Origin of the sequence: Methylobacterium sp. J-030 (assembly GCF_022829545.1) — a bacterium.
Classification (GTDB): Bacteria; Pseudomonadota; Alphaproteobacteria; order Rhizobiales; family Beijerinckiaceae; genus Methylobacterium.
This window is the reverse complement of the sequence record NZ_JAKSYM010000091.1, coordinates 44,665-69,504: the sequence shown is the minus strand read 5'-3', so window position 1 is coordinate 69,504 and position 24,840 is coordinate 44,665. Positions and strand designations below refer to the sequence as shown.

The 24,840-nt window shown below is 68.3% G+C and carries 27 protein-coding genes; 11 read left to right on the top strand and 16 right to left on the bottom strand.

The features are described from left to right. Positions 1 to 16 precede the first annotated feature (16 nt). From MKK75_RS05845 to greA, 3 genes are all read left to right on the top strand, one after another. On the top strand, positions 17 to 610 hold the full coding sequence (locus MKK75_RS05845; protein ID WP_244041682.1) for a hypothetical protein: 594 nt from the start codon (positions 17 to 19) through the stop codon (positions 608 to 610). 67 nt (positions 611 to 677) lie between these two features. After that, complete coding sequence (locus MKK75_RS05840) at positions 678 to 1,664, top strand: MDR family oxidoreductase (RefSeq protein WP_244041681.1); 987 nt, start codon at positions 678 to 680, stop codon at positions 1,662 to 1,664. A gap of 47 nt (positions 1,665 to 1,711) precedes the next feature. Continuing rightward, complete coding sequence (greA, locus tag MKK75_RS05835; protein ID WP_244041680.1) at positions 1,712 to 2,185, top strand: transcription elongation factor GreA; 474 nt, start codon at positions 1,712 to 1,714, stop codon at positions 2,183 to 2,185. 6 nt (positions 2,186 to 2,191) lie between these two features. Here the strand turns inward: greA and MKK75_RS05830 are convergent, their stop codons facing one another. Beyond that, positions 2,192 to 3,064: a LysR family transcriptional regulator gene (locus tag MKK75_RS05830; protein WP_244041679.1), complete on the bottom strand. Its 873-nt coding sequence runs from the start codon at positions 3,062 to 3,064 to the stop codon at positions 2,192 to 2,194. 137 nt (positions 3,065 to 3,201) lie between these two features. Here MKK75_RS05830 and wrbA point away from each other — a divergent pair, with 137 nt between their 5' ends. Beyond that, positions 3,202 to 3,798: an NAD(P)H:quinone oxidoreductase gene (wrbA, locus tag MKK75_RS05825; RefSeq protein ID WP_244041678.1), complete on the top strand. Its 597-nt coding sequence runs from the start codon at positions 3,202 to 3,204 to the stop codon at positions 3,796 to 3,798. A 142-nt stretch (positions 3,799 to 3,940) separates the two neighbouring features. Here wrbA and MKK75_RS05820 read toward each other — a convergent pair whose 3' ends face one another. Beyond that, positions 3,941 to 4,939: an L-threonylcarbamoyladenylate synthase gene (locus MKK75_RS05820; protein WP_244041677.1), complete on the bottom strand. Its 999-nt coding sequence runs from the start codon at positions 4,937 to 4,939 to the stop codon at positions 3,941 to 3,943. 125 nt (positions 4,940 to 5,064) lie between these two features. On the opposite strand from MKK75_RS05820, the gene MKK75_RS05815 reads away from it, so the two are divergent. The 4 genes from MKK75_RS05815 (at position 5,065) to MKK75_RS05800 (ending at position 10,349) form a co-directional block, all read left to right on the top strand. Continuing rightward, positions 5,065 to 6,804, top strand: a complete 1,740-nt coding sequence (locus MKK75_RS05815; protein WP_244041676.1) for an acyl-CoA dehydrogenase — start codon at positions 5,065 to 5,067, stop codon at positions 6,802 to 6,804. Positions 6,805 to 6,814: 10 nt separating this feature from the next. After that, on the top strand, positions 6,815 to 7,579 hold the full coding sequence (locus MKK75_RS05810) for an enoyl-CoA hydratase-related protein (protein WP_244041675.1): 765 nt from the start codon (positions 6,815 to 6,817) through the stop codon (positions 7,577 to 7,579). After that, positions 7,576 to 8,418 carry an SDR family NAD(P)-dependent oxidoreductase gene (locus MKK75_RS05805; RefSeq protein ID WP_244041674.1) on the top strand — a complete coding sequence of 281 codons (843 nt, stop codon included), beginning with the start codon at positions 7,576 to 7,578 and terminating at the stop codon, positions 8,416 to 8,418. Before MKK75_RS05810 ends, MKK75_RS05805 begins: the two co-directional genes overlap by 4 nt. A gap of 242 nt (positions 8,419 to 8,660) precedes the next feature. Beyond that, on the top strand, positions 8,661 to 10,349 hold the full coding sequence (locus tag MKK75_RS05800; RefSeq protein ID WP_244041673.1) for a B12-binding domain-containing radical SAM protein: 1,689 nt from the start codon (positions 8,661 to 8,663) through the stop codon (positions 10,347 to 10,349). A gap of 299 nt (positions 10,350 to 10,648) precedes the next feature. Here MKK75_RS05800 and MKK75_RS05795 read toward each other — a convergent pair whose 3' ends face one another. The 5 genes from MKK75_RS05795 to MKK75_RS05775 form a co-directional block, all read right to left on the bottom strand. After that, positions 10,649 to 12,334, bottom strand: coding sequence for a methyl-accepting chemotaxis protein (locus MKK75_RS05795; protein WP_244041672.1), 1,686 nt, complete (start codon positions 12,332 to 12,334; stop codon positions 10,649 to 10,651). Positions 12,335 to 12,431: 97 nt separating this feature from the next. After that, positions 12,432 to 13,436: a magnesium transporter CorA family protein gene (locus tag MKK75_RS05790; protein WP_244041671.1), complete on the bottom strand. Its 1,005-nt coding sequence runs from the start codon at positions 13,434 to 13,436 to the stop codon at positions 12,432 to 12,434. Positions 13,437 to 13,921: 485 nt separating this feature from the next. Beyond that, positions 13,922 to 14,194 carry a hypothetical protein gene (locus MKK75_RS05785; protein WP_244041670.1) on the bottom strand — a complete coding sequence of 91 codons (273 nt, stop codon included), beginning with the start codon at positions 14,192 to 14,194 and terminating at the stop codon, positions 13,922 to 13,924. Positions 14,195 to 14,248: 54 nt separating this feature from the next. Further along, positions 14,249 to 15,484, bottom strand: coding sequence for a class I SAM-dependent RNA methyltransferase (locus MKK75_RS05780; protein ID WP_244041669.1), 1,236 nt, complete (start codon positions 15,482 to 15,484; stop codon positions 14,249 to 14,251). Then, positions 15,481 to 16,245, bottom strand: coding sequence for a TlyA family RNA methyltransferase (locus MKK75_RS05775; protein ID WP_244041668.1), 765 nt, complete (start codon positions 16,243 to 16,245; stop codon positions 15,481 to 15,483). Before MKK75_RS05775 ends, MKK75_RS05780 begins: the two co-directional genes overlap by 4 nt. Positions 16,246 to 16,354: 109 nt before the next feature. Here MKK75_RS05775 and MKK75_RS05770 point away from each other — a divergent pair, with 109 nt between their 5' ends. Further along, positions 16,355 to 16,894 (top strand): superoxide dismutase family protein, encoded by a 540-nt coding sequence (locus tag MKK75_RS05770; RefSeq protein WP_244041667.1) that lies wholly within the window; start codon positions 16,355 to 16,357, stop codon positions 16,892 to 16,894. Here the strand turns inward: MKK75_RS05770 and MKK75_RS05765 are convergent. The 6 genes from MKK75_RS05765 to MKK75_RS05740 all read right to left on the bottom strand — a co-directional run bounded on the left by MKK75_RS05765 (position 16,887) and on the right by MKK75_RS05740 (position 20,584). Beyond that, positions 16,887 to 17,339 carry an acyl-CoA thioesterase gene (locus tag MKK75_RS05765; protein WP_244041666.1) on the bottom strand — a complete coding sequence of 151 codons (453 nt, stop codon included), beginning with the start codon at positions 17,337 to 17,339 and terminating at the stop codon, positions 16,887 to 16,889. The genes MKK75_RS05770 and MKK75_RS05765 overlap by 8 nt on opposite strands. A 26-nt stretch (positions 17,340 to 17,365) precedes the next feature. Continuing rightward, entirely contained in the window at positions 17,366 to 17,503 is a 138-nt protein-coding gene (locus MKK75_RS05760) for a hypothetical protein (RefSeq protein WP_244041665.1), read from the bottom strand. 146 nt (positions 17,504 to 17,649) lie between these two features. Next, entirely contained in the window at positions 17,650 to 17,919 is a 270-nt protein-coding gene (locus tag MKK75_RS05755) for a hypothetical protein (RefSeq protein ID WP_244041664.1), read from the bottom strand. Positions 17,920 to 18,083: 164 nt separating this feature from the next. After that, positions 18,084 to 18,269, bottom strand: coding sequence for a YegP family protein (locus tag MKK75_RS05750; protein WP_243969910.1), 186 nt, complete (start codon positions 18,267 to 18,269; stop codon positions 18,084 to 18,086). 116 nt (positions 18,270 to 18,385) lie between these two features. Beyond that, positions 18,386 to 18,859 (bottom strand): SRPBCC family protein, encoded by a 474-nt coding sequence (locus MKK75_RS05745; protein ID WP_244041663.1) that lies wholly within the window; start codon positions 18,857 to 18,859, stop codon positions 18,386 to 18,388. A gap of 177 nt (positions 18,860 to 19,036) precedes the next feature. Beyond that, positions 19,037 to 20,584 carry a DEAD/DEAH box helicase gene (locus tag MKK75_RS05740; RefSeq protein WP_244041662.1) on the bottom strand — a complete coding sequence of 516 codons (1,548 nt, stop codon included), beginning with the start codon at positions 20,582 to 20,584 and terminating at the stop codon, positions 19,037 to 19,039. 478 nt (positions 20,585 to 21,062) lie between these two features. Between MKK75_RS05740 and MKK75_RS05735 the strand changes: the two genes are divergently transcribed. Continuing rightward, positions 21,063 to 21,626 (top strand): ComEA family DNA-binding protein, encoded by a 564-nt coding sequence (locus tag MKK75_RS05735; RefSeq protein ID WP_244041661.1) that lies wholly within the window; start codon positions 21,063 to 21,065, stop codon positions 21,624 to 21,626. Between the two features lie 99 nt (positions 21,627 to 21,725). Next, positions 21,726 to 21,998: a hypothetical protein gene (locus MKK75_RS05730; RefSeq protein ID WP_244041660.1), complete on the top strand. Its 273-nt coding sequence runs from the start codon at positions 21,726 to 21,728 to the stop codon at positions 21,996 to 21,998. 369 nt (positions 21,999 to 22,367) lie between these two features. On the opposite strand, the gene MKK75_RS05725 is transcribed toward MKK75_RS05730, so the two are convergent. Genes MKK75_RS05725 through MKK75_RS05715 form a run of 3 tightly spaced genes read right to left on the bottom strand, consistent with a single transcriptional unit; the run spans position 22,368 to position 24,824 of the window. Beyond that, positions 22,368 to 23,339: a metallophosphoesterase family protein gene (locus MKK75_RS05725; RefSeq protein WP_244041659.1), complete on the bottom strand. Its 972-nt coding sequence runs from the start codon at positions 23,337 to 23,339 to the stop codon at positions 22,368 to 22,370. A gap of 4 nt (positions 23,340 to 23,343) precedes the next feature. After that, on the bottom strand, positions 23,344 to 24,135 hold the full coding sequence (locus MKK75_RS05720) for a hypothetical protein (RefSeq protein WP_244041658.1): 792 nt from the start codon (positions 24,133 to 24,135) through the stop codon (positions 23,344 to 23,346). Continuing rightward, positions 24,132 to 24,824 carry a hypothetical protein gene (locus tag MKK75_RS05715; protein ID WP_244041657.1) on the bottom strand — a complete coding sequence of 231 codons (693 nt, stop codon included), beginning with the start codon at positions 24,822 to 24,824 and terminating at the stop codon, positions 24,132 to 24,134. The genes MKK75_RS05720 and MKK75_RS05715 overlap by 4 nt, the downstream gene beginning before the upstream one ends. Positions 24,825 to 24,840 lie beyond the last annotated feature (16 nt).

Genomic DNA, 24,840 nt, shown 5'->3' with positions numbered 1-24,840 from the left:
GTACCAGAGGATTTCCATGACCGCGCCGGTCGCCAGCACCCTCGTTCTCGCCGCCCTCGGCGGCCTGCTCCTCGCCGCACCCGCCCAGGCCGGCGGCTGCTACGGCAGCGCCTGCTACCGCCACGTGGTCATGCCGCCGGTCTACGACACGGTGCAGGAGACCGTGCTGGTGCGCCCGTCGCGCACCGTCTACCGCACCGTGCCGCCGGTCTACGACACCGTGACGGAGAACGTGATGGTCTCGCCGGGCGGCCGGTTCTGGCAGACGAGCCGCGGCCCCGGCGGCGAGCTGATCGGCTGCTGGGTGACCACGCCGCCGCGCTTCGCCGTGCGCACCCGGACCGTGGTGGTCCGCCCCGCGCAGTCGATCCCCGAGACGATCCCGCCGGAATACGCCAGCGTGAGCCGCCGCGTCCGCGTGGCGCCCGCCCGGGCCGGCTGGGTTCCGGTCGGCGGCGGATATGGGGGCGGGTACGGCTACGCTCCCGCTTCCTATGGCGGCCCGCTGATCGGCTCGATTCCGGACGCCGTCGGCATGACCGGCGCCAGCTCGTCGGATCTCGGCGTCGCCCTCGGCTTCACCTACGGCAGCCAGTACGAAGGGTACTGACGCGCGCCCCGCGACCTTGATTCCGGGCGTCCCGGCGACACCTCTTCGCCGAACACGGGAGGGGACGATGGGGACGTTCAAGGCCTGGGTGGTCGAGAAGGGCGAGGCCGGCCAGAGCCTCGCATTCCGGGATTTCGACGAGGCCGACCTGATGGACGGCGACGTCACCGTCCGGGTGACGCACTCGACCCTCAACTACAAGGACGGCCTCGCGCTCACCGGCACATCCCCGGTGGTGCGCCGCTTCCCGATGATCCCAGGCATCGACTTCTCCGGGATCGTCGAGCGCTCGGATCATCCCGCGTACAAGCCGGGCGATGCCGTGGTGCTCACCGGCTGGGGCGTCGGCGAGACGCATCTCGGCGCCTACGCGCAGCGCGCCCGGGTGAAGGGCGACTGGCTGGTGCCGTTGCCCGACGGGCTCACCCCCGAACAGGCCATGGCGGTCGGCACCGCGGGCTACACCGCGATGCTGTGCTGCATGGCGCTCGACGCCCACGGGGTGAAGCCCGACCATGGCCCGGTGATCGTCACGGGCGCCTCGGGCGGCGTCGGCTCGGTGGCGGTGGCGCTGCTCGCGCGGGCCGGCTGGCACGTCATCGCCTCGACCGGGCGGGACGGCGAGAGCGCGTATCTGAAAAACCTCGGCGCCGCCGAGATCCTCGACCGGGCGGAACTGTCGAAGCCCGGCAAGCCGCTCGGCAAGGAGCGCTGGGCCGCCGGCGTCGATGCGGTCGGCTCGACCACACTCGCCAACGTGCTGGCACAGACCCGGGCCGACGGTGCCGTCGCGGCCTGCGGACTGGCGCAGGGCATGGATCTGCCGACCTCGGTCGCGCCGTTCATCCTGCGCGGCGTCGCGCTTCTGGGCATCAACAGCGTCACCACCCCGCAGCCGAAGCGTCGCGAGGCCTGGGCCCGGCTCGCCCGCGACCTCGATCTCGGCAAGCTCGCCGCGATGACCAGCAAGGTCCCCTTGGAGGAGGTAGGACGGCTCGGCGAGGAGATCCTCGCTGGAAGGGTCCGGGGGCGGATCGTGGTGGCGGTGGCGTAGCCGCGGGTTGCCGGAACCTGCGCCGCAGGCAGCGTGTTATCTCGCTCATGAGCGTCGCATTCGTCAAAGAGCCCGAGGGCGGGGAAGCGTTCGAGAACCTCCCCGACCGGCCGATCTCGCCCCATACCAACTTCGTCACCCCGGAGGGCCTGGCCCAGATCGAGGCCGAGGTTGCACGGCTGGAGAAGGAGGTCGCCTCGCTGGATCCGACCGACAAGGCGGAGGATTCCCGGATCGGGCGCGACCTGCGCTACTGGGCGGCGCGCAAGAACACGGCCCAACTCTTCGAGGCGAAGGGTGGCGACACCGTGCAGTTCGGCTCGACCGTTACGGTCCTGCGCGTCGACGAGTCCGGCAAGGAGACCCGCCAGACCTTCCACATCGTCGGCGAGGACGAGGCCGATCCGCACAAGGGATCGATCTCCTACGTGGCGCCGCTCGCTCGGGCGATCACCGGTAAGACGGTGGGCGACGTGGTCGAGGTGAACGGCCACGAGGTCGAGGTGGTGGAGATCCGCTGAGGCGGATCAGCTTCCTTCGAAGCGCGGCCGCAGGGGCAGGATCGCCTCGGCGATGTGCTCCATGAAGACCCGAACCCGGGCCGCGTGACGCAGGTCCGGATGCGTCAGCACCCAGAGATCGGCCCCGAGTTCCGGATGCGGCCCCGACAGGCGGCGCAGGGCGGGGTTGGCGTCGGCCGAGAAGCAGGGCAGGGGGCCGATCCCGATCCCTGCCGCGATCGCATCTTCGAGCCCCGTGACCGTGTTGATCCACAACCTGACGCGATCCACCGCCGTCTGCTCCGCCACGAACCGGGTGAATGAGCCGCCCGCGACGCTGGAATCGGGGCTGACCCAGGCTTCGCGGGCGAGATCGCCAAAATCCCGGTCGACCCGGCCGTAGAGGCCCCAGGCGACCGTGGCGAGGCGGCGTCCGACCAGGGTCTCGCTCGGGTCGCGGCTGGCCCGGATCGCCACGTCGGCGTCCCGGCGCGACAGGTTGAGCGCCGCCTCGGCCAGGATCAGCGCGATCCGGATTTCGGGATAGCGCACGGCGAAATCTGCCAGGATCGGCATCAGCAGGTCCGCCGCGAAGCTCGCTGGCGTCGTCACGCGCAGCTCTCCCGACGGGATATCGCCCCGCCCCGCCGCCGTGCGCTCGAACCGGGTGACCTCGGCCTCGATCCGGTTCGCCGCCTCGACCATGGCTTGGCCGCAGGCGGTCGGCACGTAGCCGGTCCGCAAGCGTTCGAATAGCCGCGCTTCGAGCTTCGTCTCGAGGGCGGTGAGCCTGCGGAACGCGGTCGAGTGATTGATCCCGAGCTGCGCCGCGGCCGCCGTCAGGCCGCCCCGCTCGGCGACCGCCTTCACGAAGCGGAACGTGTCCCAATCCAGCAACATGCCTGCCCCTTGCATAGGTGCAAGGTGTGTTTTGCGCCGCGGGGCATTTTTGCAAGACCCGAAACGCGCGATGGAGGTGACATCGCGCCGTCCGACGATTCGGGCGGCCGTCCGAAACGCGAACCGGAGATCCCGACATGGCCAAGGTTCTGGTGCTGTACTACTCGACCTACGGACACGTGGAGCAGATGGCCTACGCCGTCGCCGAGGGCGCCAGCGAGGCCGGGGCCGACGTGGTGGTGAAGCGCGTGCCGGAGCTGGTGCCCGAGGAGGTCGCCCGGCAGAACCACTTCAAGCTCGATCAGGCCGCACCCATCGCTACCGTCGATGAACTCGCCAATTACGACGCGATCATCTTCGGCACGCCGACCCGCTACGGCAACATGGCCGCGCAGATGAAGCAGTTCATCGACCAGACCGGCGGCCTGTGGATGAAGGGCGCGCTGGTCGGGAAGGTCGGATCGGTGTTCACCTCGACGGCCTCGCAGCACGGTGGCCAAGAGACGACGCTGACGAGTTTCCACACCGTCCTGTTCCACCACGGCATGGTGGTGGTCGGGCTGCCCTATAGCTTCCAGGGGCAGGGTGGCGTCGAGGCCGTGAAGGGCGGCACCCCGTACGGCGCCAGCACGATCGCGGACGGCAACGGTTCGCGCCAGCCGAGCGCGGTGGAGCTGGAGGGCGCCCGCTTCCAGGGCCGTCACGTCGCTGGGATCGCGGCCAAGCTGGCCTGAGGGTTTCGGCCAAGAAAAAAGGCTCGGATTGCTCCGAGCCTGAAAGGAAAAAGGCCATTGGGGGCTGAGAAGGCCTTCGTGACCAATAAACGGATGGCGGCGGGGTCTGTTCCGCCGCCGCCGAAAAAATTACGATCCCCCCTCACCGCGGGGCGGCGGCCCGGGCCAGCCGGTCGCGGATCGCCTCGCCGAGGCCTTCGGACGGGATCGGCGCCACCGCGATGGTGTCGGCCCCCGACGCGTCGAGCTCCCTCAAGGCGCCGAACAGGCGGGCGGCGGCCTCGCCGGCATCGCCCGCCGGGCTGAGGTTGAGCGCGGCACGGGCCTGTTCGAGTCCTTCGGGGCAGCCCGAGCCGAACAGCAGCACGGCCTCCCCCGGTTCGATGCGCACCGCGTCGAGGCGGACCCGCGCCCGGGGCGCGTAGTGCGAGGCGAGCATGCCGGGTCCTGCGGGCCGGTCGCTATCGGCCGCCTCCGGGGCGGCCGGATCGTGCCCGAGGACGGCGCGGAGCGCCGCCCGTGTGATCCCGCCCGGCCGCAATAGACGCGGCGGGCCGCCGAGGCAGGCCACCACGGTCGATTCGACGCCCACCGGCGTGTCGCCGCCGTCGAGAACGGCGGCGATCCGGCCCGCGAGATCGTCGAGGACGTGGCCAGCCCGCGTCGGGCTCACGCGGCCCGAGCGGTTGGCCGAGGGCGCGGCCACCGGCCGGCCGACCGCCACCAGCAGGGCCTGGGCGAGCGGATGCGCGGGCACCCGAAGGGCGACGCTCGGCAGACCGGCTCGGGCGAGGTCGCAGACGCGGGACTTCGGGCGGGCCGGCACGACCAGCGTCAGCGGCCCCGGCCAGAACGCCTCGGCGAGGCGCAGCGCCCACTCATCGAACGCGCCGTCGGCCAGGGCCGCGTCCGCGTCGGCCACGTGCGCGATGAGCGGGTTGAAGCGCGGCCGGTCCTTGGCGGCGAAGATCCGCGCCACGGCGGCGGGATCGGTCGCGTCCGCCCCGAGGCCGTAGACCGTCTCCGTCGGGAAGGCGACAAGCTCGCCCGCCCGCAGGAGCGCGGCGGCCTCGGCGAGGCCGTTTGCGTCGGGGGGCAGCCGGGGCGTCGCGGCCGGGACCGTTGACCCGGGATCGTTCATGCGGGAAGCCGTCTCAGAGACAAGGGCCGAGCGTGCGCCTACGCTCGGGCCGCCGTAGACCCGGGATGCGGGCGTGGTCAAACCCGGACCCGATCGAACGGGCGGGCCGCCGAGTGAGGATCGTCATGAGTTACCGCGCCCCGGTCCCCGAGATGCTGTTCACCCTCCGGCACGTGGCCGGGCTCGGCGCGTTCGATCCCGAGGATGCGGAGGCGATCCTCACCGAGGCCGGGCGAATCGCTGCCGGAGTGATCGCGCCGCTCAACCGGGTCGGCGACCGGCACGGCACCCCGTTCGCGGACGGGCAGGTCACCACGCCCCCGGGCTGGCGGGAGGCCTACCGCACCTTCACGGAGGGCGGCTGGAACGGGCTCTCGGCCGAGGCCGATCATGGCGGCCAGGGCCTGCCGAAGCTGATCGAGGCCGCCTGCACCGAGATGTGGAACGGCGCCAACCTCGCCTTCGGCCTGTGCCCGCTCCTGACCCAGGGCGGCATCGAGGCGCTGGCGGCCCACGGCTCCGAGGACCTCAAGGCGCGCTACCTCGAAAAACTGGTCTCGGGCGAATGGCCCGCCACCATGAACCTGACCGAGCCGCAGGCCGGCTCCGACCTCGCCCTGCTGCGGACCCGGGCGGTGCCGGCCGGCGACGGCACCTACGGGATCACAGGATCCAAGATCTACATCACCTATGGCGAGCACGACCTCGCCGAGAACATCGTCCACCTCGTCCTGGCCCGGCTACCCGATGCGCCGGCCGGCACGCGGGGCATCTCGCTGTTCCTGGTGCCGAAGGTGCTGCCGGACGGCAGCCGCAACGATCTGCGCTGCTCCGGCATCGAGCACAAGCTCGGCATCCACGCCTCGCCGACCTGTTCCATGGCGTTCGGCGACCAGGGCGGCGCCACAGGCTGGCTGATCGGTCAGGAGAACAAGGGGCTGGCCTGCATGTTCACGATGATGAATGCGGCCCGGCTCAATGTCGGCCTCCAGGGCGTCGGAATCGCCGAGGCCGCGACCCAGCGGGCGCTCGCCTACGCGCGGGAGCGCCGCCAGGGCCGGGCGCTCGGCGCCGCCGAGGCGACGAGCCCGATCGTCGCGCACCCGGACGTGCAGCGCATGCTGCTGACCATGAGGGCCTACACGGCCGCCGCCCGCGCGATCTGCTACCTCACCGCCGCCGCCCTCGACGCCGCGCAGGGGCCGGAGGGGCGGGACGCCCTCGACCGCGCCTCCCTGCTGACCCCGGTGGCCAAGGCCTTTTGCACCGATCTCGCCAACGAGGTGACCTCGCTCGGCGTGCAGGTCCATGGCGGCATGGGCTTCGTGGAGGAGACCGGGGCTGCGCAGCTCATGCGCGACGCCCGGATCCTCGGCATCTACGAGGGGACCAACGGCATCCAGGCCATCGACCTCACCGCCCGCAAGCTGCCGCTGAACGGCGGCGCCACCGTGCGCTCGCAGATCGCCTGGATGCGCCGGGCGGCCGAGGGCCTGCTCAAGGCGGGCGACCCGGCCTTCGGCCACATGGCGGCGCGGCTGCGGGACGGGATCGGCAGTCTCGACCGGGCGACGAGCCATCAGTTCGCGGCGCTGGCCTCCAACCGGCCGGAGGCGGCGCTCGCGGGTGCGACCCCGTATCTGCGCCTGTTCGGTCTGGTGCTCGGCGGCGCCGGCCTCGCCCGGAGCGCGCTCGCCGCGAGCGCGGCCCTGAAGGGCGGCGAGACCGACCCGGCCCATGCCGCGCGGATCGCGCTCGCCCGGTTCTATGCCGAGAATCTCCTGGTGGCCGCTTCCGGGCTGGAGCAGAGCGTGATCGCGGGTGGCGCCTTTACGGATGACGCTGCGCTGGCGCTGGCGGTTTGAGGAGGGGATCATGGCCGATACCGTCGCGATCGACGATCTTCAGGGCGGCGTCCGCCTGATCACCCTGAACCGCCCCGAGAAGAAGAACGCCCTCACCGGGTCGATGTACGACGCGATGCGCGAGGCACTGGCCGAGGCCGATACGTCCGAAAAAATCGGCGCCGTCGTGTTCGCCGGGCAGCCCGGCATGTTCAGCGCCGGCAACGACCTCGCCGACTTCATGGGTCATGCCGGCGACGGGTTCAGCAACTCGCCGGCGCTGGCCTTCATTCGCCAGCTGGCCCGCACACGGACCCCGATGGTGGCGGCGGTCGACGGGATCGCGGTGGGGATCGGCGCGACGCTCTGCCTGCATTGCGACCTCGTCTATGCCAGCCCGGCGGCGCGGCTGCGCATGCCGTTCGTGGAACTCGGCCTCGTGCCGGAGGCCGCGTCGAGCTACCTGCTACCCCTGCGGGTCGGGCGGGTCCGGGCGACCGAATTGCTGTTGCTGTCCCGGCCCTTGGAGGCCGACGAGGCGCAGGCGCTCGGCCTCGTCAACGCGGTCCTGCCGGCCGACATGCTGGTGGAGCAGGCGGTCGCGCAAGCCGCGCGCCTCGCCGCCCTGCCGCGCGGGGCGCTGGCGGCCTCGCGGGCGCTGATCCGGGGCGATCAGGCCCAGGTCGAGGCGGCTCTGGAGGCCGAGGCCAGGGCGTTCGACGTGCAGCTGCGCTCGCCGGAATCCCAGGAGCGGCTTTCCGCCTTCCTCAACCGCGCCAAGCCCGCCTCGGCGTGAGCGCGCCCGATCTGTCCCAGAAGATCTGCCTGGTCGCGGGCGCGTCGCGGGGCGTCGGGCGGGGGCTCGCCCGGGCGCTCGGCGAAGCCGGCGCCACCGTGATCGTCACCGCGCGCTCCAGCGAGACCGGCGCGCGCACCGAGATGCGCCCGGAATCGATCGAGGACACTGCCCGCCTGGTCGACGCGGCTGGGGGGCGGGGCCACCACTACCTCTGCGACCACCGCTCCGAGCGCGCCACCGACGCGATGATGCACTGGGTGCTCCGCCGCTTCGGGCGGATCGACGTCGCCGCCTGCAGCGTCTGGGGCGGCAACGAGGGCTACGACGGCGAGCGCTACCCGGACGGCGCCGGCTGGGGCACGCCGTTCTGGCGCCGCTCCGCCGAGCCCTATCTCGGCTTCCTCGAAGCCGGTCCTGTGCCGGCTTTGCTCCTCGCCCGCGCGGTCGCCCCCGCCATGGTGGCGGCGCGCTCAGGGCTGATCGCGCTAGTCTCCTTCGGGACGGAGGATTACCTCGGCGACATCTTCTATGATTCCGCCAAGGCCGCCACCAACCGGCTGGCGCTCGCCTTCGCCCGGGACCTGGCGCCGCACGGCGTCACGGCGGTCGGCCTCTCGCCGGGCTTCGTCGCCACCGAGCGGGCACGCGACCTCGGGCAGGACGGCCTCGCCACCGAGGGCCCGCTCTACGCCGGCCGGGCACTGGCCGCCCTGGCCGCCGATCCCGATGTCGCGGCCCGAACGGGCACGGTGCTGCATGCAGCCGACCTCGCGCGGATCTACGGTTTCACCGACGCTGACGGCACGCAGCCGGAGCGCTTCCGGGTCGGACCCTGATCAACCGCGGTGTGGCGGCTGTCGCCGAAATGGCGCAACCCCCGGATAAGGGACCGGAATTCCCCGCCGCGGTGCGACGAGGGGTTGATTCGCGGCGCCCGGACGGGCGTCCTGTCGGCCGCTGCGATCCGGATTGTTGCGGCAGCGAAAAACGGCCTCATTTCGCCCGCAAGTGAAGGTCGCTCCTGCGCCCGCTCCGACCCTTTCGGAGCGGACCGCCCGTAAGAACGAGGGAAACTGGCATGTCGGAAGCGAACACGGCCCCGCGCGTGCTCATGGTTTTCCCGAAGTTCTACGAGAACTCCATGTGGAACTTCAAAGAGGCCATGGAGATCCAGGGCGCCCGCGCCCCGGCGCCGCCCCTCGGCCTGATCACGCTCGCCGCGATGCTGCCGCCGGCCTGGCAGGTGACGCTGGTCAACCGCAACTGCGAGGAGCTGACGGACGCGCAGATCCGCGCGGCCGACCTCGTGATGACCGGCGGCATGCTGCCCCAGGAGCCGGACTGTCTCGTCGTGATCGACAAGTGCGTGGCTTTGGGTATTCCGGTCTGCGTCGGCGGCCCGGCCCCCACCTCGACGCCGGAAGTCTATGACAAGGCGGACTTCCTGGTGCTGGGCGAGGCCGAGGGCATCCTCGACACCTTCGTGGCGGCCTGGGAGGCGGGCGAACGCCGCGGTCGCTTCACGGCGGAAAAATTCAAGGCCGACGTCACCAAGAGCCCGATTCCGCGGTTCGACCTGCTGACCTTCAGCCACTACCTCTATATCGGCGTCCAGTTCTCCCGCGGCTGCCCGTTCACCTGCGAGTTCTGCGACATCATCGAGCTGTACGGCCGGTCGCCGCGGACCAAGACCGCGCCGCAGATGCTGGCCGAGCTCGACCGGCTCTACGGCCTGGGCTACCGCGGCCATGTCGACTTCGTCGACGACAACCTGATCGGCAACAAGAAGGCGATCAAGCTGTTCCTGCCGCACCTGATCCAATGGCAGGCGGATCACGGCTACCCGTTCAAGTTCTCGACCGAGGCCTCGCTGAACCTCGCGGACGACGAGGAACTGCTCGGGATGATGCGGGACGCGAACTTCTTCGCCCTGTTCACCGGGATCGAGACGCCCGACGAGGCGACCCTGATCCAGACTCAGAAGAAGCAGAACACCAAGCGCTCGATCGCCGACAGCGTCCACAAGCTCTACGAGAACGGGATGTTCGTCACCGCCGGCTTCATCGTCGGCTTCGACACCGAGCAGGACAGCATCTCCAAGGCGATGTCGCTGTGCATCAGCCAGACCGGCATCCCGATCGCGATGGTCGGCCTGCTGTTCGCGCTGCCGAACACCCAGCTCTCGCGCCGCCTGCGCAAGGAGGGCCGGCTCTACGAGAACTACGCGCACACCACCGCCGACCAGGGCGACCAGTGCACGCAGGGGCTCAACTTCGTGACCCTGCGCCCGCAGCGCGACGTGCTGGCCGATTATCGCGACGTCCTGCAGGAGGTCTACGACCCGGTGAACTTCTTCGACCGGGTGCGCGTCGTGGCCCGGCGGGTGAAGCGGCCGAAATTCGCGGCGCAAAAACTCAACTGGCGCCACATCGCCCACGATCTTTGGTCGCTCGCCCGGGTGTGCTGGCGGATGACCGTGCGGCGGCCGGAACTCGCCAAGCACTTCTGGAGCGTGTTCCTCGAGACCGCCCGCAACAACCCGGCGGCCCTGGAGGCGGTGGTCACCAACATGGTGATCTACCTGCACGTCTACCCGTTCTCGCGCTACGTCATCCGCGAGATCAACGGCCGGATCACCGAGCTCGATGCCGGCCGCTGGGTGCAGCCGCCGGTCCTCGCCCCGGAGGCCGAGACCGCCGGCAAGGCTGCGCCGGTGGGCAAGGTCGTGGCGAAGGCCGAAGTGAAGCACCTGGCCGCGGTGGCGTGACGGGCCTCGGCCCGCTTGATCCCGGGCGCGTTCGCGTCCGGGGAGGCCCCGCGGCTTTCTCTCATCCGGTGCGGGCTCCGATGTTCACGTATCTCCGGCCGAGGCGTGCTCTCCTCCCGGACGGTTTGTTGGGACTGGCACCGCGCTCCGGTACGCGCCCTCCCTGCCCCTCTACGGGGGAGAAGCGATGAGCGGCTCCGCTCCGCCCCCGTAGAGGGGGAGGGCGGGCGCGGATCCGCACGGCCGGCCTGATCGGCTCCGGGTTCGTGCTGATGACGCTGTCGAGCCCGGGCTGAGCGTCAGGCGGCCCGCACGGTTGCCAGGAACGTGTCGATCTCCCGGCGCAGCGCGGCGGATTGCTCCGAGAGGCCCGCCGCCGAGGCGAGCATCCGCGTGGCGGCCGTGCCGGTCTCGTCGGCGGCCTGCGCCACCGCGTCGATCGTGCCGGTGACCGCGCCGGTCCCCACGGCGGCTTCCGCAACGTTGCGGGCGATCTCCCGGGTCGCCGCACCCTGCTCCTCGACGGCCGCCGCGATCGAGGTCGCCACGCCGTCGATCTCGCGGATCCGCGCCACGATGCCGTCGATCGCGTTGACGGTCTGACCCGTCGCCCCCTGGATGCGGCCGACCTGGCCGGCGATCTCTCCCGTGGCCTTGGCGGTCTGCTCGGCGAGCTGCTTCACCTCGGCGGCGACCACGGCGAAGCCCTTGCCGGCCGCCCCTGCGCGGGCCGCCTCGATGGTCGCGTTGAGCGCGAGCAGGTTGGTCTGGCCGGCGATGTCGGTGATGAGCCGCACCACGTCCCCGATCCGGCCCGCCGCCGCGCTCAACTCCTGCACGTGGCGGGCGGTCTCGCCGGCCTGGACCACCGCGCCCCGGGCGAGATCAGCCGAGCCGTCCACCTGGCGGCTGATCTCCTGGACCGACGCGCCGAGTTCCTCCGCGGCCGCCGCCACGGTGCCGACATGCTGCGCCGCCTCCTGCGCGGCCCCCGCCACCGTCGCCGAACGCTCGGCCGTATGGGTGGCCGTGCTCGACATCGCTTCGGCGTCCACGCGCAACCCGCTTGCGGCGTCTGAGACGCGCGCCAGCACGCCGCCGACCGCGGCCTCGAAGGAGTCGGCCATCGCGTGGACCGCGCGGCGGCGCTGGGTCTCGGCATCCTGTCGGGCGAGGGCGGTGTCCCGCTCCAGCGCGCGGCTGCGGATGAGGTTGTCCTTGAACACCTGCACGGCGGCCGCCATCGCGCCGATCTCGTCGCGGCGCCCGGTATGGGGAACCGCCACGGTCCCGTCGCCCTCGGCCAGCCGCCCCATGGCGCCGGTCATGCGTGCGATCGGCCGGGCGATCCCGAAGACCGCGAACAGCAGAGCGGCCGCAGCGACCACGAGGCCGACCACGGTCGCGGCGAGCGCGATGAGCTTGGCGCGGGTCGCTTCCCGCGCGGTCTCGGCGACGCTGGCCTCCGTCTGCGCTCGGGCCGAGGCGATCGTCTCGGTGAGGCTCGCCACGGCCGCATCGTTCTGAGCCCCGGTCGTCGGATTCAGCACGAGCGCGAGGGCGCCGGCCTTGTCGTCCGCGATCATCAGCTCGACAACCTGGAGCTGGATGTTCTGGTAAGCGTTCCAGGCCGTGGTGAAGCGCTCGTAGATCGCTTGGTCCGCGGGCTTCGTCAGGCGGCTCTGGAAGGCCTGGCGCAGGTCGGAGAGGGTCCCGAGCGTGTCGGTGAGCGCGGTCTGGTTCCTGTCCAGGGCGGCGACATCGGGGGAGGCTACCGCGAGCCTGTAGAGGTTCAGACGCGCGTCCCGGACGGCCTTTCCGATCGATTCGGCGAGGTTCTGGGTGGGCAGCGCCCGCTCCGAGACCGTGATGGCGTTCGCCTCGATCTCCGACAGGGCCACCACGCTGGCAATGCCCTGCCCGACGGCGGCGAGCGCGAGCAGGCCGATCGCGCCGGAGAGCACGGTCTTGAGGGAGAACTGCATGGTCGCTTCCGTCCTCGCGTGCAAACCGCGGTTTCAGGCTGGGGCGTTCTCCCACAGGCTTCTTAATTATTCGTCGGCACTACACCAGCACATGTGCCTACAGCCACTTCTTCCAGCGGAAGAAAAAATATGGGAATACCGCGGCAATCACCATCATGACCAAAGCCATGGGGTAGCCGTACGGTAGATCTAGCTCAGGGATCGACTTGAAATTCATGCCGTAGATCGAGGCGATCAGGGTCGGCGGCATGAAGACGACGGCCATGACCGAGAACAGCTTGATGATGTTGTTCTGCTCGAGGTTGACGAGGCCGAGGGTCGCGTCGAGCAGGAATTGAATTTTGTTATTGAGGAAGGTCGCGTGCTCCTCCAGGGATTGAAGATCCCGCAGGGTCGAGCGGACATCCTCGCGCAGATCGCGCGGCGCCTTGTTGGTCCGGTAGGTCGCCGAGAGCGAGAGCAGGATTCGCTCCATCGAGACCAGGCTCTCGCGCTGTTTCGAGATGAGGTCGCCGTGCCGCCCCAGGGCGCGCAACGTGTCCTGAAGGGCTGTGTTGCGGGCCGAGGGGTCCTCCTGCGCCTCGAAGATCTTGCCCGAGAGGCGGTCGATCCGCTCGCCCTGGAGCTGGAGCACGTCGGCCGCCCGGTCGATCACCGCCTCGATCAGGCCCGCCAGGATCGACTCGCCGGAGGGCGTGGAGGCGCCGCCGTTGCCCATCGAGCGGCCGGCGCGCTGCGTGTACATCCGGAAGGCCTGCGGCTCCTCGTGGCGCACGGTCACGAGGCGGTTGCCCCGCAGGATGAAGGTGATGCCGGTGAGTCCCGGATCCTCGGAGTCGCTGACCTTCGAGAGCACCCGGCCGGTCATGTAGCGGGCGCCCTCCTCGACGTAGAGCAGCTCGGAGGGCTCGATGTCCTTCATCTCCTCGCGGGTCGGCACCTCGATGCCCGCGAAAGCCTCGACCTTCATCTCCTCCTCGCGGCTCGGGCGGATGAGATCGAGCCAGACGGTATCCTCGGGGATCGGGTCCTGCAGATCGATGACGCGGCGTTCAAGCAGCGTGGATCCGGAGCCGAGGGCAGGCTGGTGGATGAAGATCACGAACAGGTCTCGGGTGCAGGACGGTCACGGGACAGCGCTGGGATTGATCCGCATCCGGCACGGCGACTCCCGGCGCAAGCTGCGCCGCGGGTGTGGCGGTGTTTTCTGACGCTTCCGTGACATTGCGGCCCGGTTCCGAGCCGGCGCTTGCCGCGATGAGCCTAAAGCCGTGCCCCACGTGTTCCAAACGGTACATGACACGCATCAGGATGCTTCGGGTTGGTTGTCCAACCCACGACCTCATCCTGAGGTGCCGGAGCGTAGCGGAGGCCTCGAAGGAGCCCTCCAGCCAGCCGCGCGATCCCTGGAGCCCTCCTTTGAGGTCCGCTGGCGCGGGCACCTCAGGATGAGGGGCGGGTGGGATCCTTCGATGATCTTGCCACGCAGTGCGATTATGTGACCTGCGCGTTGCGATCGTGCGCGGCCCCGAGGCTTCGAGCTGACGCTTCTTCGCCAAACCGGTGCCCGATGCGGCATAGACACCTCTAATTGCAGCCGTCGCAGATGCTGTCGTCGATCTTGTCGGTGAGCGCCCGTTCGCGCCGCTGCTGCCGGCGGGACGGGACCTCGCCGGGGCCCATGGAGGTGCCGGGCGGCTTGGTGACGCCGTAACGGTTGGTGTTCGGCGCCGTGATCGTCGAAGCGGGGCCTCCGCCGGTGCCGGTCTGGTCGGGCGCGACGGTCTGGGCCGCCAGCGAGCCGGGCAGGGCGAGGCTCAGGGCGGCGAGCGCCAGCAGACGCAGGGATCCTCGGGGCATGGAAAATCTCCAATCGCCGGGGAGAACGTGAGACTCCGCCGCAGGTTGCGTGCCTCACCGACGCCGCGCGGCGCGCCGGAACACGCCGACCATCTCGACATGCCCCGCGTGGCGGAACTGGTCGACCGGCGTGACCGACTCCAGCCTGTAGCCGCCGGCCACGAGGGTGGCGGCGTCGCGGGCGAAGGTGCCGGCGTCGCAGGCAATGCCGATGACCAGTGGCACCTTCGCGGCGGCGAGCTGGCGGGCCTGGGCCTCCGCGCCGGCCCGGGGCGGATCGAGCACCACCGCGTCGAAGGCGTCGAGCTCGAGGGGCAGCAGCGGGCGGCGGAACAGGTCGCGGCGCTCGGTGGTGATGCTCCGCAGGCCCGTCGCCGCCCGGGCGGCCCGGTCGAGGCCGGCGAGCGCGGCGGCATCGGATTCTACAGCGTGGATCGCGGCGCGCCCGGCCATCGCGAGGCTGAGCGGCCCGCAGCCCGCGAACAGGTCGGCAACGCGGCGCAGGCGGGGGCCGAGGGCCGCGAGGGTCAGCTCCGTCAGGGCGGCCTGTCCCGCGGCGGTGGCCTGGAGGAAGCCGCCGGGCGGCGGGTAGAGGCGCGTGCCGTCGCCGGTCACCGAGACCGGCTCGGCTTCCATCAGGCGCTCGCCGTGGAGCGACAGCCGGGCGAGCCCGAGTTCGCCCGCGATCCGCACCAGGGCGGCGCCGACGCCCGCGCTCACCGGCCCGTGGCCGCGCAGGTCGATATCGAGACCCTGGTCGGTGGCGGTGACCGCAACGTCGAGGGGTTTGCGGCCGTGGCCCAGGGGGGCGGCGAGGCGGCACGCAACCTCGGGCGCCGGGTGCAGCGCCGGCACGGTGATCGGGCAGTGGTCGATCGGCACCAGCGCGTGGCTGCGCGCCGCCATCAGGCCGGCCTCGGCCCGGCCCTCGACGGCCCGGACATGGAGCGTGAGCCGCCGCCGCCCCGCGCCGTGGGCGTCGATGGTGGGGTCGGGCGTCACGTCGAGCCCGGCCTGCGACAGTGCCTGGGCGACGAGGCCCCGCTTCCAGGCGAGCTCGGCCGGCCGGGCGAGGTGCTGCGTCCGGCAGCCGCCGCAGCGCATGACGTAGGGGCAGAACGGTTCGACGCGGTCGGCGGAGGCCAGCTCGAGGCCCAGCAGCTCGGCGCGGCGTCCCTCGCGCCGGATCGCCACGTGCTCGCCCGGCAGCGCGTAGGGCACGAGGGTCCCATCCTCCGCGATGCCGTCGCCGCGGGCGCCGAGCTCCCGGATCGTGACCGTCTCGCTCAAGAAAACCTCGCGCCGATCAGGAATTCGGCATTGCCGTCGCCGCCGGTCACGGGGGAGGCGATCAGGCCGAGGATTGCGGCGCCGAGCCCCTCCAGCGCGCTGCGCACCGCCGCGCAGACCTCGGCATGGACGGCGGGATCGCGCACGAGGCCGCCCCGGCCGATCCGCTCGCGTCCGGCCTCGAATTGCGGCTTGATCAGCGCGACGAGGCCCGAGCCCGGTGCCAGGAGCGCCGGGAGCGCCGGCAGCACGAGGCGCAGGCCGATGAAGCTGACATCGACGCTCGCGAAATCCGGGCGCGGCATCAGCGCGGCCGGATCGAGGCTGCGGATGTCGGTGCCCTCCCGGTTCGTGACACGGGGATCGGCCGCGATCCGCGGATGAAGCTGCCCCCGGCCGACATCGACCGCGTGGACATGGCGTGCCCCCCGGGCGAGCAGCACGTCGGTGAAGCCGCCGGTTGACGCACCGATATCGAGGGCGACGCGGCCCGTCGGGTCCAGGTCGAACGCGTCCAGGGCCGCGGCGAGCTTGAGGCCGCCGCGCGAGGCGTAGGGGTGTTCCGGGGCGGCCTCGATCCGCGTCCCCGGCTCGATCGTCTCGGAGGCGCGCGTCAGCGGCCTGCCGTCGACCCGCACCTTCCCCGCCCGGATCGCGGCCTGCGCCCGGGCCCGGCTCTCGAAATGGCCGTGCTCCACGAGGAACAGGTCGGCGCGCCGCGGGGTCGGGGCGCGGTCCGGTATGGTCCGGTCTGAGGTCATCAGGGCTTCGTGCGGTCGCGGCAGATCTGCGGCATAGGTTCTCGCGCGCGGCCCTGTCGACGGCCGCCGCGCTCCCTAACTAGACCGGGCCTGACAGGAGAGCCACCGCATGATTCGTACCCTTCCGCTGCTCGCTCTGCTCGCGACCGCCGCCGCGGGCGGTGCCCACGCCCAGGAGCCGCCGAAGGAGGCCGCCAAGGCCACCGAGACCTTCTCGGCGCCGATCAAGAACGCCAAGGGCGACACGATCGGCTCGCTGGCGATCCGCGACGGCGCCAACGCCCTGGTGCTGCGCGTCGCGCTTCAGGCCGGCGCCCTGCCGCCCGGCTGGCACGGCATGCATTTCCACGCCGTTGGCGACTGCTACGATCCGAAGTTCATGAACTCCAAGGCCCACGTGAACCACGATCAGAGCAAGCACGGCCTGCTCAACCCGGACGGGCCCGACGAGGGCGACCTGCCGAACCTCTACGTGGCGCAGGACGGCTCGGCCAATGCGGAGGTCTGGAGCGAGACGCCGCTCAACGGCGAGGGCGGCCTGAAGGACGGGGACGGCTCGGCGCTGATCATCCACGCCAACGAGGACGACCACACCAGCCAGCCGATCGGCGGCGCCGGCGACCGGGTCGCCTGCGCGGTGATCAAGTAGCCGCCCGGGGCGCGGCGATGTCCGGCGGGATCGGCCGGGGCCGGCCCGCCTCGTCGATCGCCACGAAGGTGAGGGTGGCCTGCGTCACCCGCTCGCGGACCTGGGTGCAGAAGCGCCGCGCCCAGGCCTCGACCTCGATCTTCATCGAGGTCCGGCCGACATGCGAGACCCGGGTGTAGACGCACAGCACGTCGCCGACCCGGACCGGCCGGATGAACGTCATGGCATCGAGCGCCACGGTGACGACCCGGCCCTGCGCCCGGTCGACGCCCGCGATGCCGCCGGCCTGATCCATCTGCGACAGCACCCAGCCGCCGAAGATGTCGCCGTTGGCGTTGGTGTCCGCCGGCATCGCGATGGTGCGGACCGTCAGGTCGCCCTTCGGCACATCGAGCTCCGGAGGCGGCGCCGCGCCCGCGGCCGATGCGATTGCGACGTGCTCCATGCCGTCCACCCGTCCGTCGCGCGCCGTCAGGACAGAAGGCCGGCGAGCTTGAGCCCCGCCGCCAGCAGGATGGCGGCCGCGCTCAGAATGCATTCGAGCGGGATGGAATGCCAGAATTCCGGCGTCGCGGCCGCCCGCTCGGCGCTTTGCGCAAGATCGTTCATTAGGCGTCCTCCCGGGCCGGCCGATCTGTCGCCGACGGTCCCGTCGCCTGCATCATATCGCATGGCCTTCCCACGCGCATCTCGAATCGGGTCACTAAAAACCCGGCGGCTCGGGGAGCCGCCGGGTCGGTCAGGTCAGGATCGGCTCAGTAGTAGAACCGGCGCCGGAAGTAGGGACGGCGATAGTAGGGCCGCGGGCCGTAGAACCGGCGCCGGTAGAAGTAGGGACGGCGGTAATAGGGCCGCGGACCGTAGAAGCGACGACGGTAATAGTACTGGGCCTTCTCGGTCACCGCCGGGGCGGCATTGGCCGGCAGGGCGAGCCCCGGGCCGATCGGCGCGGCGGACGCGCCCTCCGGTGCCGCAGCCGCGAAGCCCAGCACCAGCAGGGCCGCGAGCAGGAATTTCCTCAGCACGGTCTCGACTCCCTTTGCGTGATTGCGTCTCGGACGACGAACCGCACGGGAAGCGAGAACCTCCGCCCGGTCCGAAACGCTGCAACGCATGGGCGAGGCGAAGCGTTGCAGCGTAACCGCTGCGGAGTTCGGACAGGGTTGATCCCGGGTTGAGACCCGAACCGTCAGGCGATCTTCGTGGTCATGTCCTCGATGCGCGCCTCGGCGCATTGGCGCACCAGGGCGATGCCGTGCTCGCAATCCTCGCGGCGGACGTAGCCCTCGCCCGAATCGGCGATCACCTCGCCGTTGCGCGCCCGCAGGCGCCAGCGCCACTCGCCCTTGGCGTCCCGGTAGAGTTCGAACCGCATGATGCCGATCCCCTGACAATCCGCTGGATGAGATGGGTTGCCGGCCCCGGAAGGGAAGACGCCTGTCGCGGTGCGGAAAAGCGGCGACGCTCTCCCGCACCGGGCGGGGAGCCGGGTTACTTCGCCTTGTCGGCGATGCCCTTGAGGCCAGCGTCGTAGACCCCCGCAATCGCCTCCTTGGCCTTGTCGTCGGGAGCGCCCTTGGCCTTGAACGTGCCCGTCCACGTCACCTTGGAGCCGCTGCCGGCCTTCGCGACCATGATGGTCGAGTGGTAGTCGGTGACGGGCAGCGGTCCCTGCAGGATCGTGTAGGTGTAGTCCATCTTCTTGTCGCTGCGGGATTCCTCCTCCTCGACGATCGTCCCGCCGCCCTTCAGGCTGAGCGTGCGGACATCCTTGCCGCCCTTCTTGGACAGGGCGCACTTCTCGATCACCGGATGCCAATCGCCGATCCCGCAGAACCCGCCGATGGTCTTCCACACCGTCTCCGGCGAAGCCGCGACATCGACGGATTTCGTTACTTCGAGGGCCAGAGCCGGCGAGAGCGACGCGGCGACGAGCGCGGCGGCCGGGACCAGAATCCTGAGCATAAGGCGTTTTCTCCGATGATTGGTTTGCTGGCCCTACGGCCGGCTGGATCAACTAGCGCGCGATCGAGCTGCTACGAGACGCACCTTTGGGGCCTCGCGAAGGTGTGAGCGCACGAAAAAACCGCCCGGGACGGTGGGGTCCCGGGCGGCTGTTTCATGTCCGGCGATGTCGCGGGTTCAGGAGCGGGGCGCCCGCTCCAGCCAGCCGATGTTGCGGCCCTCGCTACCGCCGCCGCCGTTGCGCGGGCGGGACTCGGCCCGCTGGGGCCGGCCGTCGCGGTTCGGGCGGCCCTGGCTGGGACGCTGCTCGCCCTGCGGCCGGGCCGGCCGGTCCGCACGGGCCTCGCGTGCCTGCGGGGCGGGACCGCGGTTGTCGTTGCGCCCGTCCGTCCGGCCATCCTGCGGCCGGCCCTGCCGGGGCGCGCCCTGGCCGCCGAAGCCGCGGCCGCCCTCGGGCCGGCCCTGCTGGGGACGGCCCTGCTGCTGCCGGGGCCGCTGGCCCGGACGGCCGCCGCCGGGGCGCTGCTGCTGCCGCTCGGGCCGGCGCTCCTCCTCGCGGGCGATCTCGGCCGCCTCCTGGCGCGAGGGCGGGGTGAAGCCCTCGGGGAAGCCCGTCACCGGCACCTTCTGGCGGGTGATGCGCTCGATGTCGCGCAGGTAGGCCCTCTCCTCGTCGTTGCAGAACGAGATGGCGAGCCCGTCCGCGCCGGCCCGGGCGGTGCGGCCGATCCGGTGGACGTAGCTCTCGGGCACGTTCGGGAGGTCGAAATTGATCACGTGGCTCACGGCCTCGACGTCGATGCCGCGGGCCGCGATGTCGGTGGCGACCAGCACCCGGCAGGCGCCGTCCTTGAAGGCGGCGAGCGCCCGCTCGCGCTGGGGCTGGCTCTTGTTGCCGTGGATCGCCGCCGCCGCGATCCCGACCTTGTCGAGGCCGCGCACGACGCGGTCCGCCCCGTGCTTCGTGCGGGTGAAGACGAGCACGCGCTCGATTCCCGGATCGCGCAGGATGTGGCCGAGCAGCGCCTGCTTGGCGCCGGTGTGGACGAAGATCACCTGCTGCTCGACCCGCTCGGCCGTGGTGGCGACCGGCGTCACAGCGACCTGCACCGGATCCTTCAGGTACTGGCTCGCGAGGCCGGCGATGTTCTTCGGCATGGTGGCCGAGAAGAACAGGCTCTGGCGCTTCTCGGGCAGCATCTTCACGATGCGCTTGAGGGCGTGGATGAAGCCGAGGTCGAGCATCTGGTCGGCCTCGTCGAGGACGAGGATCTCGACGCCCTCCAGCGTCAGCGACCGGCGCTCGATCAGGTCGATCAACCGGCCGGGGGTGGCGACCAGGATGTCGACGCCCGGGGCCAGCGCCCGCTCCTGACGGCTGATGGTGACGCCGCCGAACACCACCGTGGTGGTGTAGGACAGGTGGCGGCCGTAATCGCAGAACGATTCTGCGATCTGGTTGGCGAGCTCGCGGGTCGGCGAGAGCACCAGCACGCGGCAGCCGCGGCGCGGGGCGCGGCGGTCCGAGAGCGAGAGGCGGTGCAGGATCGGCAGCGCGAAGGCCGCCGTCTTGCCCGTGCCCGTCTGTGCGATGCCGCAGAGGTCGCGACCCTCCATGGCCGGCGGGATCGCCTGGGCCTGGATCGGGGTCGGCGTGACGTAGCCAGCCTCGCCGAGCGCCCGCAATACGGGCTGGGCAAGGCCGAAATCGGTGAATTGGGTCAAAGATGTATCCGATGCAGCAGGGCCGGCCGGGCGCCTCGCATCTTGTGCGAGCAGCGTCGTGTTCGGGCCGGTCCGTTGGCAGGGGGCAGCCCGCGTGATGGGGCGGCCCGGGTGCATGCACGTTATGAAGAGGGGGGCCGGATCACGCTGGGAGGCGCCCGATCCGTCACGCAGCCCCCTCAAGCGGGCCATGACGGCCGCTGACGCTGCATCGCCGATATGCGGGTGTGCGGCTGCGAAGTCAATGGAGCAAGGTCGGTCTCCGCGCATGGCACCGCCCCCGCCGGCGCAGATCGTCCTTCGCCGGTCGCAACCCGGTATAGAGGTGAGGCCTGGGTCCGAGGACCAGCGATCGCCCGCTGTTGAGACAATCCAGCGAGGCTCGAACGAACCTTGAATTGCCCCGTGTGATCCCTGAGGAAGCGCAGGCGGTGTCGCGGCTCCAAACAGGGTTCGGGCCAGCCGAAGAGGGGGGAGAATGATCCGTTCGGTTCTGTCGGTGAGCGCCGGTCTGGCGGTGATCGCGGTGATCTTCGCTGCCCTCTGGATCGGCTATGGCCCTCGTCCTCAAGGCGGCCCGGACAAGCGCGCCGCCGCGGCCGTTCCGCTGTCGCAACAGCCGCGAACCCCCGTGGATGCCAGGGGGCAATCCATTCGGACCATCGCGCCGGGATCGTCCTCCGGGCCGGGGATGGTGGCGACGGCGCCATCCCCGCCCGCCGCCGCTCCGGCCGGGCCGCCGGTGGCCCCCGGTTCATCGGCCGATCCCGGTTCTCCCGCGCGGCAACCCGACAATCCGTCGGCAACGGCTTTGCGAACGGAGACGGTGCCCAACGCGGCTCAGGATCCCGCCGCGTTGCCCGCTGGGAGCGTCGATCTCAACACGGCTTCGGTCGAGCAATTGAACGCGCTGGGGGCCGGCATGATCGGTCGGCGGATCATCGAGTTTCGCCCCTATACGGCACCTGACGACCTCGTGACGCGTCGGGTCCTGAAGCGCGGGGATTACGACACCATCAAAAACGCGATCACCGTCCGCTAGCCGGATGGGTGATCCAACGCAGTGAACGGGCTGCCGGCGTGGACGTTGATGCGCAGGTCACGCGCGAGACGTGATCGTGGAACGCTCGAGGAGATTGCCATGCGCAAGACCGCAGTGATCGCGGCTGTGGCCCTGTTGTCGATGGGGAGCGGGGCCTGGGCCGCCGAGAATACCGGTGCCGCCGGCACGCCCGGCACGACGCCCCGTATGAAGGGCTCGCCCAATGCTGCGGGCTTCGGCAAAGCCGAGACCACCGGGACTGCCGGCACGACGACCCCGGACAACACAGCCAGCCAGGACGGCAAGATGAAGGGGCCGCCTAACGCGTCGGGATTCCAGCACGGCACATCCGGCGCGCCCTCGGGCCGCTGAGCCTGGGCGAGTATCGGCCGCGCGTCTTGCAGGGCTGTGTCAGGTTGCTGCGTGGGGGCCGGTCGCCCGCGTCACGTCACTGTGCACCAATCTCTTCTCGTTGTTCGGGAAAAGATTGGTGCGGCCAAGAGGACTCGAACCTCCACCCCTCGCGGGACTAGCACCTCAAGCTCAGCCTTGGTGCTGTTCCGTAACACGAATTCCAGCAAACCGCTGAGAAGCCCCCAATTGAAATGGTTCAGGATTTTCCCGCGGCTGCAAACCGCCAGAACCGCCATGCCGGAGAGGGTACGAGTAGGCCCCCACAATAATAGGCCTTTGAAGACATTAAACTTCATTCCTCACAAGCGCATTCGATAAATCAGCCTCTCAGGGTCGATAGACAAAATCTTTATCCTCCTGGCTAAATTCGAAACTAGAAAATTCAACGATATCCGCTTCGCCGTTGTTGACCTCAAACCTCAACGAATTGATCCAATTGCCGTTTGATGAGTGGAGCATACAGGCAGTTCCGCCAACGATCAGGATGATGTCGGCGGCATCAACATAATACTGGCGATGAGTGTGACCACATATTAGATATTTGATTCCACAGTTTCTGGCCGCATCTAATAGGAAGTGGCTATCCACGAGTTCCAAAAGGCGGCCAACAGGTTCATTTGGGAAGGATGGCGGGAAATGACTTACCCAGATTATGCCTCTACGAGGATATTTCACCCTCGAAGCCAACGTCACTCTTGAGAGTTCTCTCACTACATCCTCGATGCAGCGGCCTTGGCCCGGAAAGAATGCAGGCGGATCAGCGTGCTGAGCTGACGGCAGCGTAAAATCAGCGCATATAACGTTTATAGTAGTTCCATCTAACCCACACACCGCATTTACTTGAACTGATTGTGGTCCCTTAGTCCATTTATCTCCGAATACGCTATCAAACATCGTGCCGCCAGGAACGCATTTCGAGTCTTCAAATCTATCGTGATTGCCTGGCAGTAGGACCACTGGTCTGTTTCCAACGCTCAACGTTGGCCGGCCAGTCGATGTTTGATAGGTTGTGCCATTTGCCGATGGCGAGAGAACGTAATCACGAGCTGTTTGTAGATCCGATTGGGTCCCCCGTGTGGCGAGATCTCCCGTCAGCAATATGCAATCGTGATCACCTAGTCGTCGCTGGATAAAATCCGCGGCAATTTCAGCAATCTCAGGCGAGTGCCGCCCGTTAAAGAAATCCTGAACTATGCCGACGCCTGCTTGGTAACGCTCCGAAAGGGCGGCGCCAATGAAACTATATACTCCCGGCGTCGCCGAGAAATGAAGATCAGTTATGTGCACAAAGCTAAGCAATTTTCTACAACTCTTCGATAACAACTGTTGCGCCTGAATTGACGGGCTCAGGGCGAGTTTCCATCTCTATGATTAGGACGATCTCACCCTCATGACTCCGAGCGATCCGTCCCCAGCTACCTGACATCTTTTCTAAAATTGAGTGGTTTTGCATTTGTGCAAAGATCTGATCACTGAGATGACCCATATATCTTGGCGGGAACGGAATTCTACTCTGAATCAAAACATCTATCTCCGGCAAAAACTCGCCAAACGATGTTAGATTTATTGATTGAGTCTTTTCCTGAGCAAGACGGCGGGCGAGCGCCGCAAAAATAAGACCGAGTTGATCGAAAACTAATCTAGTTAGCTCTTTATCCGTCAGGATCACCTGAGGCTCTGAAAATAAGAACTTGTCTGAATGGGGCAGTTTTCGATCCGAGTATATCAAAATCGCAGATCTAAGTAGCGCCATTGTCTCAGGAGAAAGAGCGAATTCCGAAGCCTCTCTGATTTTTGGCTCTAGCAGCGGAAAAACTGGCCATCCTTCGAACCCGCTGTGTGCAGCTGGCACCACAGAGATCCAACCTCCAGCGATCAAATCAGATAGATCAGTTCCGTGAATGGCAGGATTTTGAACTAGACCTACCCTTGGTCTAGCAATTGGCCGGCGCCTGACAGGGATATTTATCGTATTCTTGAATTCTTTTATTACATCCGAGTTCTCATCAGACGGATCAGGTAATTGAATTGATCGAGGATCGGTCCGCCGTTCCTTGAGAGGTTGTTTGCCATATAAATCATAGAGATCTGTCATGGGCGGCGCTTCGTCATCAGTTTTTTCAGATCATCGTTATTCACAATATTTGAAAGCTTTCTTTCAGCCCGTTCGATTTCGTCTTTCAATTTTTTTAGACTTCTTGGATCCATTTGGAAAACAAAATTCTTCTGAGCTGGATCGACCGCATCGGTCCTGATCAGGCATTGTATGACCGGGATAAGTTCGTCAATTGCGGTCATATCTTCTGATAGATTGGGCCGTAAATCAATAAACGTTGAAAATGTTGTCGCGGCAGGCAAGAAGCCCCATCTCAATCTCTCGTGCTTGTTGAATACATCGACGCTATCTCTTTTTTGCAGAAGATTTGACAGCCTATTTACTATAATTTTGCGCTGATCTTGAGAAGGAATGTCTTCAGCTTCGAGTTCATCTTGGTCTATTACTGAGTCCACGAAGCCCTCTAATGTCTCTTCAACATTAACTTCATTATTTGTTTCCTTGTGTAATTGCTGGTAAAAATAATTTAGTGCAGTCATTATAAATTTGACGCTATCTTCATCTGTTCCCAATAAAGGTGCGACGGTTTGAATGCGCTCTTTCTCGGAGTCAAAAGCGTTGGGTCCGTCGGTCTCTGCTTTCAGCTTAAGAAAGGCTACGTCATCGAGACTTGCTATCTCGACGAGAACTGCTGTAAGGGTTGGTGGCTGAAGGGGTTTTTTCTTCATCGAGCTGCCTGCAAAA

Bases quoted from the DNA above. Each gene is read 5' to 3' on its own strand.
- MKK75_RS05845 (WP_244041682.1), top strand. From the start codon at position 17: ATGACCGCGCCGGTCGCCAGCACCCTCGTTCTCGCCGCCCTCGGCGGC.
- MKK75_RS05840 (WP_244041681.1), top strand. From the start codon at position 678: ATGGGGACGTTCAAGGCCTGGGTGGTCGAGAAGGGCGAGGCCGGCCAG.
- greA (WP_244041680.1), top strand. From the start codon at position 1,712: ATGAGCGTCGCATTCGTCAAAGAGCCCGAGGGCGGGGAAGCGTTCGAG.
- MKK75_RS05830 (WP_244041679.1), bottom strand. From the start codon at position 3,064: ATGTTGCTGGATTGGGACACGTTCCGCTTCGTGAAGGCGGTCGCCGAG.
- wrbA (WP_244041678.1), top strand. From the start codon at position 3,202: ATGGCCAAGGTTCTGGTGCTGTACTACTCGACCTACGGACACGTGGAG.
- MKK75_RS05820 (WP_244041677.1), bottom strand. From the start codon at position 4,939: ATGAACGATCCCGGGTCAACGGTCCCGGCCGCGACGCCCCGGCTGCCC.
- MKK75_RS05815 (WP_244041676.1), top strand. From the start codon at position 5,065: ATGAGTTACCGCGCCCCGGTCCCCGAGATGCTGTTCACCCTCCGGCAC.
- MKK75_RS05810 (WP_244041675.1), top strand. From the start codon at position 6,815: ATGGCCGATACCGTCGCGATCGACGATCTTCAGGGCGGCGTCCGCCTG.
- MKK75_RS05800 (WP_244041673.1), top strand. From the start codon at position 8,661: ATGTCGGAAGCGAACACGGCCCCGCGCGTGCTCATGGTTTTCCCGAAG.
- MKK75_RS05795 (WP_244041672.1), bottom strand. From the start codon at position 12,334: ATGCAGTTCTCCCTCAAGACCGTGCTCTCCGGCGCGATCGGCCTGCTC.
- MKK75_RS05785 (WP_244041670.1), bottom strand. From the start codon at position 14,194: ATGCCCCGAGGATCCCTGCGTCTGCTGGCGCTCGCCGCCCTGAGCCTC.
- MKK75_RS05775 (WP_244041668.1), bottom strand. From the start codon at position 16,245: ATGACCTCAGACCGGACCATACCGGACCGCGCCCCGACCCCGCGGCGC.
- MKK75_RS05770 (WP_244041667.1), top strand. From the start codon at position 16,355: ATGATTCGTACCCTTCCGCTGCTCGCTCTGCTCGCGACCGCCGCCGCG.
- MKK75_RS05765 (WP_244041666.1), bottom strand. From the start codon at position 17,339: ATGGAGCACGTCGCAATCGCATCGGCCGCGGGCGCGGCGCCGCCTCCG.
- MKK75_RS05760 (WP_244041665.1), bottom strand. From the start codon at position 17,503: ATGAACGATCTTGCGCAAAGCGCCGAGCGGGCGGCCGCGACGCCGGAA.
- MKK75_RS05750 (WP_243969910.1), bottom strand. From the start codon at position 18,269: ATGCGGTTCGAACTCTACCGGGACGCCAAGGGCGAGTGGCGCTGGCGC.
- MKK75_RS05745 (WP_244041663.1), bottom strand. From the start codon at position 18,859: ATGCTCAGGATTCTGGTCCCGGCCGCCGCGCTCGTCGCCGCGTCGCTC.
- MKK75_RS05735 (WP_244041661.1), top strand. From the start codon at position 21,063: ATGATCCGTTCGGTTCTGTCGGTGAGCGCCGGTCTGGCGGTGATCGCG.
- MKK75_RS05730 (WP_244041660.1), top strand. From the start codon at position 21,726: ATGCGCAAGACCGCAGTGATCGCGGCTGTGGCCCTGTTGTCGATGGGG.
- MKK75_RS05720 (WP_244041658.1), bottom strand. From the start codon at position 24,135: ATGACAGATCTCTATGATTTATATGGCAAACAACCTCTCAAGGAACGG.
- MKK75_RS05715 (WP_244041657.1), bottom strand. From the start codon at position 24,824: ATGAAGAAAAAACCCCTTCAGCCACCAACCCTTACAGCAGTTCTCGTC.